At 70.3% G+C, this 17544-nt stretch carries 7 protein-coding genes; all 7 read right to left on the bottom strand.

Annotation, left to right across the window (positions count from 1 at the left end; translation table 11 throughout):
• Nucleotides 1-11 precede the first annotated feature (11 nt).
• Nucleotides 12-4274 carry a cytochrome P450 gene (locus U4012_RS22145; protein WP_321801503.1) on the bottom strand — a complete coding sequence of 1421 codons (4263 nt, stop codon included), beginning with the start codon at nucleotides 4272-4274 and terminating at the stop codon, nucleotides 12-14.
• On the bottom strand, nucleotides 4271-10315 hold the full coding sequence (locus U4012_RS22140; protein WP_321801501.1) for an SDR family oxidoreductase: 6045 nt from the start codon (nucleotides 10313-10315) through the stop codon (nucleotides 4271-4273). The genes U4012_RS22145 and U4012_RS22140 overlap by 4 nt, the downstream gene beginning before the upstream one ends.
• A gap of 75 nt (nucleotides 10316-10390) precedes the next feature.
• Nucleotides 10391-11995: an acyltransferase domain-containing protein gene (locus U4012_RS22135; protein ID WP_321801499.1), complete on the bottom strand. Its 1605-nt coding sequence runs from the start codon at nucleotides 11993-11995 to the stop codon at nucleotides 10391-10393.
• Nucleotides 11977-13404 carry a TolC family protein gene (locus tag U4012_RS22130; RefSeq protein ID WP_321801496.1) on the bottom strand — a complete coding sequence of 476 codons (1428 nt, stop codon included), beginning with the start codon at nucleotides 13402-13404 and terminating at the stop codon, nucleotides 11977-11979. The genes U4012_RS22135 and U4012_RS22130 overlap by 19 nt, the downstream gene beginning before the upstream one ends.
• Nucleotides 13405-13407: 3 nt before the next feature.
• The gene (locus U4012_RS22125) at nucleotides 13408-15630 is read right to left on the bottom strand and encodes a peptidase domain-containing ABC transporter (RefSeq protein WP_321801494.1); all 2223 of its coding nucleotides are present in this window, start codon (nucleotides 15628-15630) and stop codon (nucleotides 13408-13410) included.
• Between the two features lie 11 nt (nucleotides 15631-15641).
• Nucleotides 15642-16919, bottom strand: a complete 1278-nt coding sequence (locus tag U4012_RS22120) for an HlyD family secretion protein (RefSeq protein ID WP_321801492.1) — start codon at nucleotides 16917-16919, stop codon at nucleotides 15642-15644.
• A 152-nt stretch (nucleotides 16920-17071) separates the two neighbouring features.
• Complete coding sequence (locus tag U4012_RS22115) at nucleotides 17072-17266, bottom strand: hypothetical protein (protein ID WP_044844870.1); 195 nt, start codon at nucleotides 17264-17266, stop codon at nucleotides 17072-17074.
• Between the last annotated feature and the right edge of the window lie 278 nt (nucleotides 17267-17544).

Genomic DNA, 17544 nt, shown 5'->3' with positions numbered 1-17544 from the left:
CCTCTTCCCGTTCAAGTAGCCGACGCCGTCACGGCTTGCGTGTCGGTCGCGCCGGCGAGCCGTGCGTCGTACAGGTCTGCGATCGATGCGCCCGCGCGATCCGCGATCGCGAAGCGATCGTCCGGATAGCGCAGCAGCATGTCGGCGTCGCCCGCCTGCGCGGCGCCGAACACGATGCGGCCGATGCGCCATGCGTGCGGCGGCTCGCCGTCGGCGGGCCACGCGCCGAGCAGCACGCGCAGCACGTTTTCCAGGTGATTGACCGGCAGCCACAGCTGCGGACACGGCACGCGCCCTGCATCCTCCTGCACACCCTGTACACCCCACAGCGCGGCGGGGTCGGCGGCCTTCGCCTGCGCGATGCCGCCGCTCCATCGGGCCTCGGGCAACAAGTCGTCGCGCCAGCTCGCGCGTGCGGACCGCCGGGCCGGGCCGTCCTCCGTCTCGCGCGGCAGCGCGACGGTCGTGCCGCCGGGTGGATGACTGCGGTACACGAACGTCGCATCGAGCAGCACGCGGGCGGCAAGCGACGCGCAGCGCACCGTCACGTGCCAGCCGTCGTCCACCGTGCGGCCGCTCACGTCGGTGTCGAGCGCGAGATCGCCGTGGCCGTCGAGCGCGTCGGCGAGCGCGTCGAGCGCGATCGTGATGTCGACGGCTTCCTGCAGGCAGGCCCGCTCGCCGCCGGGCGGCGCGACCCAGTCGGCCACGACGCGCGCGTGCTCGAGCAGCAGCGACACCGGCACGGCCGCGCGGCCGTCGAAGCGGAAGGCATGCGTGTACGGTGCGCCGGCCGTGCGATAGCGCGTCGAGAAGCAAGCGAACGGCCGGAAGCGCCGCGGCGCGCCCGCGTGATGCCGGCGCGTCGCGAGTTCGCCGAGGTTCGGCAAGCCTTCCACCGCGTCGAACCCGCGCAGCTGGATCGGCGTCAGTGCGCGGCCGACCGCGCCCATGTACATCGGCTCGCCGCTGTTGGATGTCGCTGGATTCGCCGGATTCGCCGGATTCCCCGGATTCGCCGGATTCGCTGGACTCGCTGGACTCGCCGGATTCGCCGGGGCCGCGAGTTCCGCGAGCCAGTGGCGCACGCCTTCGTCGATTCGCATCGGCGTTACGTAGCGCCGCGTGACGGCGAGGTTCGTGATCATCCCGACACCGTCCCAGGTCGGCCACGCGATCGTCTTCACGACGCGTTCGCCGGCGTCGCGCCGCGCCCACCAGCCGAGCCGCGCCAGCGCCTCGTTCGCGGCCGCATAGTCGGTCTCGCCTGTCATTCCGCCCCAGCGGCCGGTCAGCGAGCCGACGTTGACGAAACAGTCGACGCGCGGCCGGTTGCGCACCGCCGCGTAGAGATTGAGAAAGCCGAGCACCTTCACGCGCGCGGTGCCGATGAACTCGTCGGCGCTCTTGCGCGGCAAGCGCACCGGCTGATCGATGCCCGCGTTGTGGATCACGGCGCGCAGCCGGTCGCCGAATGCGTCGCACAGCGTGCGCACGGCATCCGCGTCGGTCACGTCGCATACGCGGTAGTACACAGGCAGGCCGAGCGCAGCCACGGCGTCGAGCGACGCCTTCAGGTCGCGGCGGCGTTCGAGCTGCCGCAGCGCATCCCGGATCGCCTTCGGAGATCGCTCGGGCGTCGCCTGGCGCAGTTGCTCGAGCCCGTAGCGCTTGAAGCCCGCGTCGTCGAGCGCGAGCCACGGCTCGTCGCCGGCGGCCAACGCATCGCGCCCGGTGACGATCACCGTGCAGCGATGGCGTTTTGCCAGCGCGCACGCGGCCAGGAAACCGATGCCGCGCGCGCCGCCCGAGAACAGCACGACGTCGTCGGGCGCCCAGTCGGGCGCCGCGTCGGCCGGCAGGTCGTCGCGGGTCGCGACGAGCGTATGGCGGCGTCCGCCGCGGTGGCCGACCTCGAAGCGTCCCCAGCGGTACAGTTCGCGCGCGATCAGCTGGTCGACGCGCCCCGTTTCGTCGGGCGCGATGTCGAGCACGCGCACGTTGCAGTTCGGCAGTTCCTGCGGCAGCGTCTTCGCGAGGCCGGCCCACAGTCCGCCGAGCGGCTGCACGAGCGGGCCGTCGCCATGGCCCATCAGGCCGTCCTGCCAGGTGAGCGCCAGATAGAACAGCCGCGACGTCGATTCTTCCTGCGACCAGTCGCCGTAGCACGCCTGCAGCAGCGCGACCGTGCGGCGCAGCGGCGCTTCCCATTGATCGCGCGCGTCGAGCGAGAACCGCGCTTCGATGCCGAGATCGACGATCCCGTCGAACGGCCCCGACTGCGCGACGAACGCGCTCGCGGCGGCTGCCGGATCGACGCCGTCGGCCGGCGCGAATACGCCCGGTTTCGCACAGGCGCGCGTGAGCGTCGCCACCACGCGCTCGACCGTGCGACCGCGGCCGTTGACGATCGCGATCCGCTTGCCGCTCAGCTCGGCCGCCGGCAGGTCGGGCAACGGCTCGATCTCGACCGGCCGCCAGGTGAAGCGGTGCGTCGGCGTGGCGTCGGTGCGCTGCGGCGCGTCGTCCGCGATCGCGTCGCGCTGCAGAAAGGCCAGCACGTCTGGCGCCAGCGTAGGGCCGGCGGAATGAACGGGCGTGGGTGATGCCGCGCTCGCCGGTTGCTCGGCGCCGGGTGTCGGTGTCGGTGTCGGTGTCGGTGTCGGTGTCGGTGTCGGTGTCGGTGTCAGTGTCCGTGTCGGCGTTGGCGTTGGCGTTGGCGTTGGCGTTGGCGTTGGCGTTGGCGTTGGCGTTGGCGTTGGCGTTGGCGTTGGCGTTGGCGTTGGCGTTGGCGACAGCGATGGTGATGGCGACGGCGACGGCGACGACGTAGTCCCCAGCGCTTGCGTACCCGTAAACGGACACACCGATGTCCTGACAGCCGGCGCGCTTGCATCCCCCCCGGCCTGCCCCGCGGACACCCGCTCGCGCAAGCGCGGCTTCGCGATCAACCGGATCCCGTCGCGCGGACGCAGCGAGATCGTCGCGCCGGTGTCGAGCGAATGACCGGGCACCGCGCTCAGGTCGACATGCTGCGCCACCACCGCGATCAGCACGCGCATCTGCAGCAACGCGGTCTGATAGCCGATGCATTTGCGCATCCCGCCGCCGAAGGGAAAGTACGCGTACCTGTGGCGCTCCGGCGCATGCGATCCGAAGTTCTCCGGATCGAACGCGTCGGGGTTCGCCCACAGCGCCGGATGACGATGCGTGACGTACGGCGACATGAACACCGACGAGCCGGCCGGCATGTGATAACCGCCGATCTCGTCGTCGTCGACCAGATCGCGCGTGAAGCCCCAGATCGGCGGATACAGGCGCAGGATCTCGTCGACGGTCTGCGCGAGGTACGGCAGGCGTTCGAGATCCGCCGCATCGGGCGCGCGGCCGCCGAGCACCGCATCGAGCTCCTCGCGCAAGCGGCGCAACACCTGCGGATGCTGCGCGAGCGCATAGAGCCCCCACGCCATCCCGCTGCCGGTGGTTTCGTGGCCGGCGAGAAACACCGTCATCACCTCGTCGTGCACCTCGCGCTCGGTCAGCGGCGCGCCCGTGTCCGGGTCGCGCGCGGCGAGCAGCAGCGAGATCACGTCGCTCGTGTCGCAGCGCCCCGCACGATGCTCGGCGACGATCGCGTCCACGATCGTGTCGATCCCGCGGCGTGCGTGCGCGATCCGGCGATTGAACGGCGTCGGCATCCAGCGCGGCACGAAATCGTTCAGGTTGCCCTGCGGCATCATCGCCGCGATGCCGAAGCGCACGGCCGGCCCGACGTCGTCCGCATGCCGCGAGATGTCCGCGTTGAACAGCATCAGCCCGAGCATGCGCAGGCTCACGCGCATCATTTCCTCGACGGCGTCGAACGGCGCATGCGCCGGCCGCTTCAGCCACGCCTCGACGAGCGCGAGCGCCGCCGCGCCGACCGCAGCCGTGTGCGACTCGACCTGCCTGCGGTGAAACAGCGGCTGCACCACGCGGCGGTGACGCCGCCAGAACTCGCCGTCGGTCGTCAGCAGGCCGTCGCCGAAGAACATCTTGAAGTTGTCGTAGAAGCGGCCGCGCACGTAGTTGCGGTGGTTGTCCTGCAGCACGTGCTGCACGCCGTCCGGATGCGCGAGGGCGTGCGTGAGGAACGGGCCGAGACGGTTGCGTGCAATGTCGCCGTACTGCTGCTGCAGCTTCAGCAGCATCGTGACGGGATTGCGCTTGTACGCCGCGAGGTTGCCCATCACGACGCTGCCGCGCGGGCCGGGCGCGAGTCGCTTCATGCTCATGCGGACACCTGTTCGGAAGGCGCGCGCCCGGCCAGTTGCGCATCGATCTCGCCGCGCGCGGCGAACGCGCCGGTCACGCGATGCACGTAGCCGATCACGATGCCCGTCACGTCGCGCATCTGCATCAGGATCCTGCCGTCCGGGCGCACCGCGACGAACCGGTTGCCGCTGCTCGCCGGCCCTTCCAGCGCGAACGCGCGCGGGCTCACGCGCAGCGCGATCGACGCGTGGCGGCTCGCCAGCTCGCAGTCGTTGCCGGCTTCGTAGATATCGATGCGGCCGATCGACATCGGCGCCGCGAGCGGAATGTAGTCGCCGGCGACGTGATCGAGCGCGGCCACGCGCGCGAGCCCGTCGAGCAGGATGCTCGGCACCACGAAGCGCGAGAACACCGGGTCGCCGTCCGGCACGTTCAGCCGGAAGCGCGCCTGCTTGCCCGCGTCGCTCATGCCGGTGTCGGTCGTCGACACGAACATGCCGGTCAGCCGCACCGGCGCCGCATCGAAGTGATACGGATCGGCGACGGGCGTGAACGTCGCCATGGCCGGTTCGTGCCACACCGGCGCCGGCGCGTAGGCGTCGGCCAGGCGCACGGTGATCTCGAAGTGCGGCTTGTCGCGCACGAGCACCTGCCCGCCCGGCGCCAGCACGTCGCCGGAAATCCGCACGCGCACGTGCACCGCGTCGCCGTCGCGCGACGCGATCCACGCGTGGATGCGCTTCACGCTCGGCCGCTTCGCGTCGTACACACGCAGGAAGTGCAGGAATGCCGCGTCCGCGAAGCCGACGACCTTGAGCCCCGGCACGAGCCGCAGCGCGGCCTCGGCGGCCACTTCGGGCACGAAGGTTCCCGGCAGCGTCGGAAAACCGTTGACGACGTGATGCTGCAGGTACGCGTCGCGCTCGAGGTCGAACACGCGCTCGAACGTCACGCTGTCGTCGGTCCGCGCGCGTTCCGCGCCGAGATAGAAATCGGGATCGCGCGACGCGGCGACGGCGGCCGGCGCGCCTTCGTCGAGGTCGAAGTAACCGGGCAGGTGCGTTTCGATCGCGCGTCGCTCGGCGTCGCCGAGATGCACGGACATCGCCGCGCGCTCGCCGAGGCCGAGTTCGCGCATGAAGTGATGCTGCCCCTCCGCGGTGCGCATGCTCGTGAACAGTCCGCTCTTCTCGAGAAACGCACGCGTGACCGGGTTCGCGCCGAGCCCGACCGAGCGCCACAGCGTCCAGCCGATCGTGAATTCGTCGTGACCGAGCGCCGCGCGGTGATACGACGCCTGCGTGTTCAGGAAGTCGTTGCCCGACGCGTAGTCGGTTTCGCCCGCCTGCCCGGTCAGCCCGATGAACGAGCCGAAGTTGCACCACAGGCGCGGCTGCCGCGCGCCGAACGCGCGGCGCAGGTTCCAGTAGCCGCGTACCTTGATGTCGCGCACCGCGACGAAATCGTCCAGCGACTTCACGCGCACCGAGGCCGAACGGTTCAGTCCGGCCGCGTTGACCAGCAGGTCGACGCGCGGCTCGCGCGCGAGAATCGCGTCGATGGCCGCCTTCACGCTGTCGGGGTCGAGCACGTCGGCGCGCAGGTAGGTCACGCGGTGCGCGCCGCAGAATGCGCGCATCGCCTCGATGTTCATGCAGGCCGTGCGCGCGTCGGCACGCCGCTCGAAGGCGCGGATGATCTCGGGCAACGACCGTTGCGGATGCAGCGCCTTCTGCTGGCGGATGTAGTCCGGACGGCTCTTCGAGAACGTTTCGTCATCCATAGCGAGCAGTTCCGCGTCGATCGCGTCCAGCGCGCTGCTGCCGATCAGGTACAGCGTCGGGCGCACCTGCGCGGCGAGCGTCTTCATCAGCTCGCCGGTGATCCCGCGCGCACCGCCGACCGCGACCACGACCGAATCCTGGCCGAGCGACAGCCGCTCGTCCGCGCGCAGTTCACCCGCGTCCGCGATCACGCGCGGCGTGCGGCGCCGTCCGGCGCCCAGCGCGACGACCGGCAGCCAGTGACGGGCGCCGCTTTCCCGCTCCGCGTCGCGCAGCGCGTCCGGCAGCGCGCGCGTATCGGTCAGCACGGCAACCGGGCGCGCTTCCGGCATCTCGATCGCCAGCGCCTTCACGAGGCCCGTGAACAGGCCGGCATCCGGATGCGGCACGTCGCCCGCGAGCGCGTCGAGCAGCAATACGATCAAGCTGCCGTCGCGCTCGAGTGCCGCATGGCAGCGCTTGATCGCGAGAAACGCCAGGTCGTGCAGCGCGAGCCGCGCGGACGCAGCCGGCGCTGCGGCGCCCGGTGCGAGCGTGCCGGCGTCGAGCGACGTGAGCACGCGCACGTGGCCGATGTCGTCGGGCAGGAAATCGAGCGCCGCCGCATCGATCCGCTCGATCCAGTGCCAGCCCGGCCGGTGCGTGGCGAACGGCCGCGTCGACAGCACCACGCAGCCGGGGCCCGCATCGGCGTGTGCGGCCTGTGCGGCCAGCGCGTCCGGCATGTCGGTCACGATCACGCAGCGCGGCGCGATGAACGGCGTCGACCGGCCCGCGGGCCGCCACGGCGCGTCGCGCCATTCGATCCGGTAACGCGCGACGCCGAGCGGCTCGCCGTCGGCCGCGACGCCGGTCCGGCGCAGCGGACCGGGTATCAGGGTGCCGCGTTCAACGGGTGCGGTCGCCGCGGTTGTCGATGCGGCCGGTTCCGCGGTCGCGGCAGCCGGCGCCGTCGCATGGGCGGGCGGCACACGCAGCGCGTCGCGATGCGGCTCGTGCGGCGTGGTCCCGTGCGGGCCGGCCGGCTCGCATGCAACGTGCAGCGCGTAGCGCGCGCGCTCGCCGCCGCCGTCGCGCGTGAGCGTCGTGCCGGCATCGCGCGCGACGATTGCGCGCAGCACGTCGATCGCCGAGTCGGCCCCCGCATACGTGACCGCGCGGCCCGTCGCATCGCACGGCGCAGCCGGTTCGACAGCAGCCCTCGCGTCGCCGCCGCCCACTACCGCGAGCACCGGCAGCCCTTCGGCCTGCGCACGCCGCACCGTCGTGACGGCGAACAGCACGATGCCCTCCGCGAGCGGCAGCCCGAACGCGGGCCGCACCTCTTCCGCCGAGTTGCCGTTGATGCCGCCAACGATCGCCATGTCGAGTTCGCCGCTGCACAGGAAACGCTCGGCCGCCTCGAATGCCGCGAGCGTCGACGCGTGGCCCGCATCGACCGTCATGTTCATTCCGTGCAGGTCGTGATAGTTCGCGACGCGCGCCGGGATCACGTTCGGCATCATTCCCGGAAACGAATTCTCGGTCGTCGGCGCGACGAGTTGCTTCGTCGCCTCGCGCAAGCCGTCCAGCACGCGTTCGGTCGCCGCGCGTTGGTCCGGCCGCGTCGCGTCGAGCACCGCGGCCGCGATGTCGTCGAGATAGCAGCGGCTCGCGTAGAGCGCCGCATTGCGCGTGGGCCCCATGTGCCCCATCACGAGTCCGATCGTGTCCGCATGCGCGTGCCAGAACGTGCCGAGGCGTTCGCGCAGGTCGTGCGCGGCGTCGAGTGCCATCAGCTGGCAGCGATCGAGCGCGCGCAGCACCGCCGGCGGCATCTTCACGCGCGCGAAGCTCGGCAGCGGGTAGCCGGTTCCGAAGCTCGCGTCGGGCGCACGGCCTTCGCCGCGCAGCCACGCGGCGACCTGGGCATCGCCGTCGAGGCCCGGAAACTTCGCGGACCAGCCGACGATCGCGAGCGGCTCGCGCGCGAACCGCCCGCTCGCCTCGCCGGCAGGTAGATCCGCGCGGTATTCCGACACGATCAGGTGACCGTTCGTGCCGCCGAAGCCGAACCCGGACACCGCCGCGACGCGTGCCGATTCACGCCGGACCGGCCACGATACCGGCGCCACCGGAATCCGCAGGTTCGTGCCGGCGATGTCGAACTCAGGCGGCGGCTCGCTGAAGCGGTGCTGCGGCGGGATCACCTGATGCCGCAACCCGAGCAGCACCTGGATCACCGACACGACGCCGGCCGCCCACCCCGTATGCCCGACCAGCGACTTGTTCGACGTCACCTGCACCGGGCGGTCGCGCCGGATCGCGTCGCGCAGGCTCTGGAATTCCGCGAGATCGCCGGCCGGCGTGCCCGTTGCATGCGCAACGACCCAGTCGACGTCGGCCGGCACCGTCGCGGTGCGCGCATACGCGCGGTCGATCGCGATGCGCTGGCCGGCCGAATTCGGCGCGTAGATCGCCTTGCCCTTGCCGTCGGACGACGAGCCGAACGATTTCAGCACGCCGAGGATGCGGTCGCCGTCCGCACGCGCCCGCGCGACGCGCTTCAGGATCACGACGCCCGCGCCGTCCGCGAACAGCACGCCGTCGCAGTCGCGATCGAGCGGCCGCACCTCGCCGCTGCGCGACAGCCCGTGCAGCTTCGAGAACAGGACCGAGCCGCGCGGCGCGAGCGCGAAGGCGCCGCCGCACGCGACCACGTCCTGCTTGCCGAGCAGCAGCGCCTTGATTCCGAGATCGATCGAATACAGCGACGACGAACACGCGGTGTCGACCATCATGCATTGCGCGTCGTCCGGCAGCACGCCCTGCATCGCGTTCAGGCCGACCCGGTGCGGGAAGAACGACGCGAGATCGCCGGCGCCGCGCGCATAGCGCGCGCTCAGCACCGCATCGATCGCGGCCACGCGCCGCTCGCGCTCGACCGCGTCCACGCCCGCCTCGATCAGCACCGCGTTCAGGCGTTCGCGCGCGGCGGCCAGCACCATCCCCTCCTCGAGATGCTGGCTGCCGTCCGCCGTGTAGCCGACGAGGAACGCCACGCGATCGGCGTCACGCAGCGTCACGCCGTCGAGCGACTGGCACAGCGCGTGACGCAGCCACAGCGTCGTCAGCTCGTGCGGCGCGGTGCCCGCGTCGAGTTCGGCGCGCACCGTCGGGCACGGCTCGAACTGCTCGATGAAGACCGAGCGCGACTGATAGCTCTTGTCCTCGGCCGACGTGTCGGGCGAATAGAACGAGCGGTAATCCCAGCGATCCGGCGGCACGTTGCCGAACAGTTCGGGGCCGTCGAGCAGCGCGCGCCAGAACGCGTCGGGGTCGCTCGCGCCGGGCAACGCGAGACCCATGCCGACCACGGCGATGTCGTCGCTGTCCGGCGCGTCGTCCGGCGGCGTGGCGAGACCATCGGCCCGCTGCGCGTTCACGGAGACGGGCGGCGCCGCCGCCGGCGCCGCCTCGCCCGCGCCCTCGGCACGCGCCGCGGCCGCCCATTCCGCGCGCGGCGACAACCCTTCGCTGCACAGCGACAGCCCGCCGTCCGCGACGACCACCTGCCCCGTGATCCAGCGCGCCGCATCCGACGCGAGAAACACGACGAGATCGGCGAGGTCCTCCGCGCGTGCGAGCCGCTTCAGCGGCGTCGCCGCGATGCTCGAGCGCTTCGTGTTCTCCGGGTCCGGAAACTGCGCGGCGACGTCGCCGTCGATCAGCGTCGACGACGCGCCGTTCACGCGAATGTCGCGCCCCGCGTATTCGACCGCGAGATAACGCGTCAGCGATTCGAGCGCTGCCTTCGCGGTGCCGACGACCAGGTAGTTCGCCGGCACGAGCGTCGCGCCCACCGACGACACGTTGACGATCGCGCCGCCGCCCGAGCGCGCCATCAGCGCCGCGGCACGACGCGCGCACCAGAACGCGCCCTTCAGGTTGGTATCGAGCGCGCGATCGAAATGCTCGGCGCCGATCTCGTCGACGCCGAGCAGCGCACCGGACGCCGCATTGTTGACGAGCACGTCGAGCCGGCCGTAGCGCCGTTCGATCTCGTCGAACATCCGGTCGACCTGCGCCTGCTGCGCGACCGACGCACGGATCACGTCGACCGTCGCGCCGAGCGCGCGCAGTTCGTCGGCCGTCTGCTTCGACGCGTCGAGCGAGTGGAAGAAATTCAGGATCACGTGCGCGCCCTGCTCGGCGAAACGCCTGCAGATCGCCTTGCCCACGTTTTTCGCGCCGCCCGTCACGAGGACGAGCTTGCCGCGCATGCTGGTATTCGACATGGATCGCCTGCCTATCGAGAACTTGTCATTACGGGCAGGGCCCCCCCTGCCGACCAACGTTTCAGCCCACGGCCGTCAGGCGGCCGCCTTCCCCTGGTTCTCGTAGACGAAATCGACGATCTGCCCCATCGCCTTGAAATCGCCGCTGCGGAAATTGGCCGGCAGCGGCGGCAGCGCGTAGCGCGCGGTGATGCGCTGGATGATCTCGGTCTGCTTGACCGAATCGATGCCGAGCTCGGCTTCGAGCTCGATCGTTTCGGAGAACACCTCGGCCGGATACTCCATCGCTTGCGCGTAGATATCGACGAGCTCCGTGAACAGCCGCTCGCGCGGCACGTGGGCGGGCTTCGCCGCCGCGAGCGGCTCGTGAGGCGCCGACGGCGCCGGCACCGCCGTCAGGGTCGGCGCGGCCACGGCCACCGCTGCCAGGCGCGGCGCCGACGCGACGAGCGGCTCGGCCTGCGGTGCCAATGCGGCGAGCGTCGGTGCCGCGACCGGCGCGGCGCCGGCCGGCGCCGTGCTCGCCGCATCGAACGCGTGACGCAGCTCGCCCTTGAGCCAGTCGACGATCTGCGGTCCGCGCGCATGCCAGAACGCGTCGAACCCGGAGCCGGCGTTGCCGATGCGAATATCGTCCTTCATGATGCTGTCCTCCTGGAAATAACGGGTGATGGTCGTGACGACGCTCGATTCCTCGGTCGCGTTCGACGGGCCGCCGAACGTCCTGACCGTGCCGGGCCCCGCGATGCGCACGACGATGCGCGCCAGCGCGTTGAGCGCGCCGCATTCGACGTAGCGCCCGATGCCGTCCGCGCACGCCGCGCGAATCGCATCGGCGAACCGCACCGGCAGCACGAAATGCGACGCGAGCCGCGCGCCCGGATCGTCGGCGCCGCTGTAGCGGCGGCCGAGGATCGGCGAATACACCGGAATCGCGAGCGGGCCGTGCCGATACGCGGCGAGCCGCGCGGCGAACTGTTCGCGCGCGCCGGCCAGATCCGGGTGATGAAATCCATACGGAGACCTGAGCTTCCGTGCGGTCACGCCGCGTGCCACGCATGCCGCGACGAAGCGCTCCAGCGCGTCGCGCGGGCCGGACACGACGGTCTGCGACGGATGGTTCTCGACCGCGACGCACACGTTGCGCACCGCGTGCGTGACGGCGCTCGCGCCGATCAGCTCGCGCGTCGCGTCGGCACCCGCGGCGATCGCGGCCATCATCCCGTCGGCCGGCGCCGCCGCCTGCAACGACGCTATCCGGTCGCAGACGATCCGCGCGCCCTGCTCGATCGAATACATGCCGCCGCACACCAGCGCCGCGATCTCGCCGAAGCTGTGTCCGATCAGCACGTCGGGCGTCACGCCGCGCTCGCGCAGCACGCCGAACATCCCGACCGACGCGCCGTAAATCCCGAGCTGCAGCAGATCGGGCGCTTCGTGCAGCCAGACGTCGAGCCCGGCATCGTCACGCCACAGCGCGCCCGTCAGCGGGCGGCCGAGGCGCTCGCTCGCGACCGCGTCGAGCAGGTCGAGCGTCAGCCGCACGCTCGAGTGTTCGCGGCCCAGCTGCCGCAGCGCGCCCGCATAGAACGCGCCCTGTCCCGGGAACAGGAACGCGCAGCCGCGCGCTTGCGCGCCGCTCGCGTCCGGCCCGGCGCCGTTCAGCCCGCGTCGTTCCATAATCCCAACCTCCCAAGGCTCTCCGCCAGTTTCAGTCTCGCGATCCGCCACTTCGACACCGCGAGCACGCGCTGCCGGCGCGCATCCGCGAGCGCCGACTGCGCGTTCAGCAATTCCGTGAACGTGCCGACGCCGGCCTTGTAGCGGCCACGTGCGATGTCGAGCGAATGCAGCGCGGTATCGAGCAGATGCCGCGAGTTGTCCAGGTTCGTCGTATCGGTCTGCAGGCTCTGGTAGCTCTTCCATACGTCGAGCGACACCTTCAGTTCGGTATTGCGCACGTCGGCTTCCTGTGCGTCCGCTTGCGCCTTCGCTTGCGCGACCCGGTAGCCCGACGCGAACCCTTCGAACAGCGGAATCGAGACCTGGATGCCGATCGAGTTGCTGTGACTGCTCTGCAGCTGAAGAAACGACGCCTGCTGCTGGTAAGACGGGTTGTTGCGCGCGACGCTGCCCGTCAGCGAGATCGTCGGCAACGACTGCGCGCGCACTGCCCGCACCTCGTCGCGCGCCGCTTCGAGCTTTTCGCGCGCGGCGATCAGCTTCGGATGATGGCGCTTGGCTTCGGCGATCAGGTCGGCGACACCGCGCGTGAAGTCGTCGCGATCGGGCGACGGTTCCGCGTCGGCGATGCGCAGCGGCGTATCGGCGTCGGCGCCCAGCGTCGTCGCGAGCGTGCCGATCGCGCTCTGCAGGTCGCCCTCCGCGCTCACGCGATCGAGCAGCGCCTTGCGGTAGGTGGTCTGCGCCTGCAATGCGTCGCCGAGCGTGCCCGCGCCGCCGTCGTGCCGCGCGCTCGCCTCGGCGAGGCTCTCCTGCGCCGCGTGCTCGACCGCCCGCGCGGCGGCGAGCGCCGCCTGCGCGTCGCGCAGCGCGTAGAACGCCTGCGCCGCGTCGTAGAAAACGCTCTGCAGCGCATCGTCGTGCGCCGCGTTGGCCGCGCGCAGCAGCGCGCGCGCACGGTCGAGCGTCGCGCCGCGCTTGCCGAAATCGAACAGCACCCAGCTCAGGTTGAGCATGCCGTAGCGGCTGGTGCTGCGCTGGTCCTGCGAGTAGCCGCCGCTGTAGTTCGTCGTCAGGTTGTCGCGCTCGATACCCGCCGTCGCATTGAGCGTCGGCCAGTACGCGGCCTTCGACACGCCGACCTCGGCCGCCGCCGCGCGCGCATCCGACCATGTCCGGCTCAGTTGCGGATGCGAGCAGATCGCCAGCAGGATCGCGTCCTCGAGCGCGAGCGGCCGCGCGTCGACAGGCTGTGCGCCGCACGCGGTGGCCGACGCCATCGCCCCGGCCGGCGTGGCCGCGACGTCATTGCGCGTGCCGTACACGTCGAGCAGCTGCGCGCGTGCCGGCGGCGCGGACCCCGCGAGCGCGACGACAGCCAGCACGGTAGCGAGGGGACGCTTCATCGCTCAGCGCCCCGCGACCGGTTCCGCCGCGCCGGCGTCATGCGTCGCCGGCTGCGGCGCGACGGGTGCAGCGGCGGACGTCCTTGCCGCCATCGCCGCGCGCATCGCGGCGGTCGACTGGTCGAGCACGACCTTGCCGCCCTGCAGCATGATGACGCGCTGCGCGGACGCGATCGTCTCCGGCCGGTGCGCGACGATCAGCCGCGTCATCGCGAGCTGCGTGACGGCCGCGTTGACCTGCATCTCGCGCTGGATGTCGAGATGGCTCGTCGCTTCGTCGAGCACCAGAATGCCCGGCCGCTTGTACAGTGCACGCGCGAGCAGCACGCGCTGCTTCTGCCCGCCGGACAGCACCGTGCCCATGTCGCCGACCAGCGTGTTGTAGCCCATCGGCATCGCGGCGATGTCATCGTGCACGGCTGCGACGCGCGCGCATTCGGCGACCCAGCGCGGGTCCGCGTCCGGGTCGAAGAAACTGATGTTGTCCGCGATCGAGCCCGCGAACAGCACGTCGTCCTGCAGCACCGTGCCGACCAGCGCGCGCAGCCGCTCGATGCCGAGCCGGCCGACGTCGAGCCCGCCGATCCGCACCGTGCCGCCCGTCGGTTCGTGGATGCCGAGCAGCACGCCGATCAGCGTCGTCTTGCCGCAACCCGACGGCCCGACGATCGCGACCGACTCGCCCGCCGCGATCGTCGCGCTCACGCCGTCCAGCACGAGCGGCTCGCCTTCCGCGTAGCGGAACGACAAAGCGTCGATCTCGATGCTCGCGTCGAGCGCGTCGGCCTCGCCCGGCACGTTGCGCAGGCTAGCGTCCGGCTCGCTTGCCGCGAACACGATGTCGGCCAGCCGTTCGCCCTGGAGCTGCAGCATCCTGACTTCGAAGTACTTGTCGATCAGGCTGCCGACCCGGCTGTCGAACTGGTTCTTGTACGCGTTGAACGCCATCAGCACGCCGACCGTGAACTGGCCGTCCATCACCATGCGCGCGCCGAGCCAGATGATCAGCACGTTCTCGATGCCGAACAGCAGGCCGTTGAGCTGCTGGTAGAAGATCTGCAGCTTCTGCACGTGCAGGCTCGCATTGACCTGCTCGACCAGCAGCGTGATCCAGCTCGCGCGGCGCTCCGTCTGGCGGTTGAACAGCTTGATCGTCTTCACGCCGCGCACCGTTTCGAGGAAATGGCTCTGCTGCTTGGCCGCGTGCACGATCTGGTCCTCGGTCGCACGCCGCAGCGGGCCGTACCACAGCCACCGGATGAGCGCGTACAGCGCCATCGTCGCCAGCGCGACCAGGCCGAGCACGCGGCTGTACACGAACATCATCGCGAGCGTCACGATCGTCATCAGCCCGTCGATCACCGCGCCGAGAAACGACGTGGTCAGCGTCTGCTGGATCGTGTCGATCGAACCGAAGCGCGACACGACGTCGCCGAGATGGCGCCGCTCGTAGTAGCGCACCGGCAGGCTCAGCAGGTGCGTGAACACGTTCGCGCGCCACTGGATGTTCAGCGTGACGCCGACGTACATCAGCGCCCACGCGCGAATCGTGCCGGTCGCCTGCTGCATCAGCAGCAACAGGCCGAAACCGAGCGCCAGCACCGTCAGCAGGTCGCGATCGGCGCTGACGATCACCTCGTCGATCACCCACTGCAGGAAGAACGGCTGCACCAGCATGAAGACTTCGAGCGCGATCGCGAGTGCGAGGATCTGCGCGAGCGAGCGCGAAAGCCCCGACACCGGGCCGAGCAGCTCGCGCAGCTTCACCGCCGGCCGTGCCGCGCGCGGCGCGAACCCGGCGGCCGGCCACAGTTCGAGCGCGACGCCGGTGAAGGCGCGCGACACTTCGGCGAGCGGCACCTTGCGGATGCCGTGCGACGGGTCATGAATCGTCGCGGTCTTGCCGCTCACTTCCTTCAGCACCACGAAGTGGTTGAAATTCCAGTGCAGCAGGCACGGCAGGCGAAGCTGGCCGAGCTGCGCCAGGTCGAGCTTCACCGCGCGCGTGCCGAGCGCGAGGCGCTGCGCGACCTCGATCACGCGCCCGAGCCCCGCGCCCTTCAGCGAGACGGGGAATTGCCCGCGCAGCGTCGCGAGATCCACGTGATGGCCGTGATAGCCGGCCACCATCGCGAGACACGCGAGCCCGCATTCCGCGGCCTCCGTCTGCAGGATCATCGGCAGCTGGCGGCCGAGGCCGAACGAGAGTCGATCGAGTAGTGCCATGCGCGACCTCGTCAGAGTTTGCCGGTCAGGCTGTAAAGCGGCTCCAGCACCCATTCGTACAGGCGCCTGCGCTCCTGCAGGATGTCTGCCTGCAGCGTCATGCCCGCCTGCAACGGTTGCTGCGCGCCATACGCGGTGACATGCTGCGCATCGAGCGCGACGACCACGCGATAGAAGGTCGCATCGCGCCCCTCGCCCGGCGTCGCCGCCGGGCCGCCGTCGTTCGCGAGTTCGGCCGCCGACAGCGCCGTGCGCGCGATCGACACGACCTCGGCGCGATACTGGCCGAATTTCTGGTACGGAAATGCCTGGTAGCGGACCAGCACCGGCTCGCCGACCCGCACGAAGCCGATCGCCGTGCTCGGCACGAACAGGTGCGCCTGCCAGCGCGCGCCGCCCGGCACCACGCTCGCGAGCGGCCGGGACGTATCGACCGACTGGCCGACGTCGGCGATCGCCGCCGTCACGACGCCCGCTTCCGGTGCGGTGACGACGATCCGGCGCTTCGCCTCGCTTTCGATCAGGTTCTGGTCGACGTCGATCACGTTGCGGTCGATCTGCGCGAGCTGGTTCTGCTGCTTGAGGTCGAGGCCGGCCAGCTGGTTGTTCGCTTCCGTCAGCGACTGCGCCGTCGACGCACGCTCGCGCAGCAGCCCGTTCAGCTTCGACTGCTGGTCGAGCAGGTCGGCTTCGCGCTGCTGCGCCTGATCCTTCGAGATGTAGTCCTGGGCCAGCAGGCCGCGATAGCGTTTCGCGCCGTCAGCCGCGATCGACGTGCGCAACCGCTGCGCCGCGAGCTGATCGTCGATCTGCGCAAGCTCGCCGCCCAGGCTCGCGATCTTCGCGCGCACCGTTGCGCGTTCGTCCTGCTGCAGGCTGCGCGTCTTGTCCATTTCCGTGAGCAGCGACGCCTTGCGTTGCCGCGCCTGCGCGATCAGCGCGGCCTGCGTCGCGCCTTGCGCCGCGCTCTGCAGGTCGGTGGACACCGTATAGAGCGTCTGCCCGCGTGCGACGTGCTGCCCTTCCTTCACGTCGCGCGCGACGACGATCCCCGGCTGCAGCGCATAGACCTTCACCAGCCCCGCATCCGGCATCACGACGCCGCTGACCGTCGTGCGACGCGTGTAGGTGCCGAACGTGAAGAACAGCAGCACGCACGCGGCCATCGCGACCGCGGCGGCCGCCAGCAGCGTCAGCGACACGGGGCGCACCAGCACGATCTCGCCCAGCGCGCCGGCGCGCTGCGCCTGTTGTGCTTCGTGCCGGAAGAGAGAAGTCGGGTTCGTCAAGATACGGGATGACTGACTGTCAATTGGGTTCGACGGGATGCGTTCCGGTTGCCCGGGAAGATCGCCGCGGCACCCCGCTCCGGTGCCGCGGCGGTCCGCGATTCACGCGATGGCGGCGCAGCGCGCGCCATCGCACGGAAATCGCGTTCGGCTTACGCGTGCTGACCGCCCAGCAGGCCGAGCAGTGCGTTGCCCGTGCCCACGACAGCCGTCGTCAGCGCTTCGCCGACGTTGTAGAGCGTCTGGCCGTACAGCTCGACCACGTTGCCCAGCGTGTCGAAAATCGAGCCGCCGCCGTAGTAGCCGCCGGAAACTTGTGCGATTTCCTGCTGATTCAGTTCTTGCATTGCGTTTCTCCAGATTGAGAATGCTAGATAACCCATCTAGCGGGGCATCGAACCACGCCGCGAATCGCGACGCAGATCAATACGTTAAATATGTTAAATTTATGAACGAAACGACTCCATCGCCCATTTATATTTCACCGATCATTCCAGCCAGATGGCGTGCGACGTCCCATCGGATCGAATATCGCGATGAATTCTTTCGCAACGCCCTCACGATCGATCAGCATTCGACAAACCGGCTGTTTGTCGATATGCAATTAATCCTCGCGCCGCCCGGC

Origin of the sequence: Burkholderia sp. BCC1988 (genome assembly GCF_905339895.1) — a bacterium.
In the GTDB taxonomy this organism is placed as follows: Bacteria; Pseudomonadota; Gammaproteobacteria; order Burkholderiales; family Burkholderiaceae; genus Burkholderia.
Note: the sequence above shows the minus strand (reverse complement) of the source record. Positions and strands in the feature narration are given on the sequence as shown.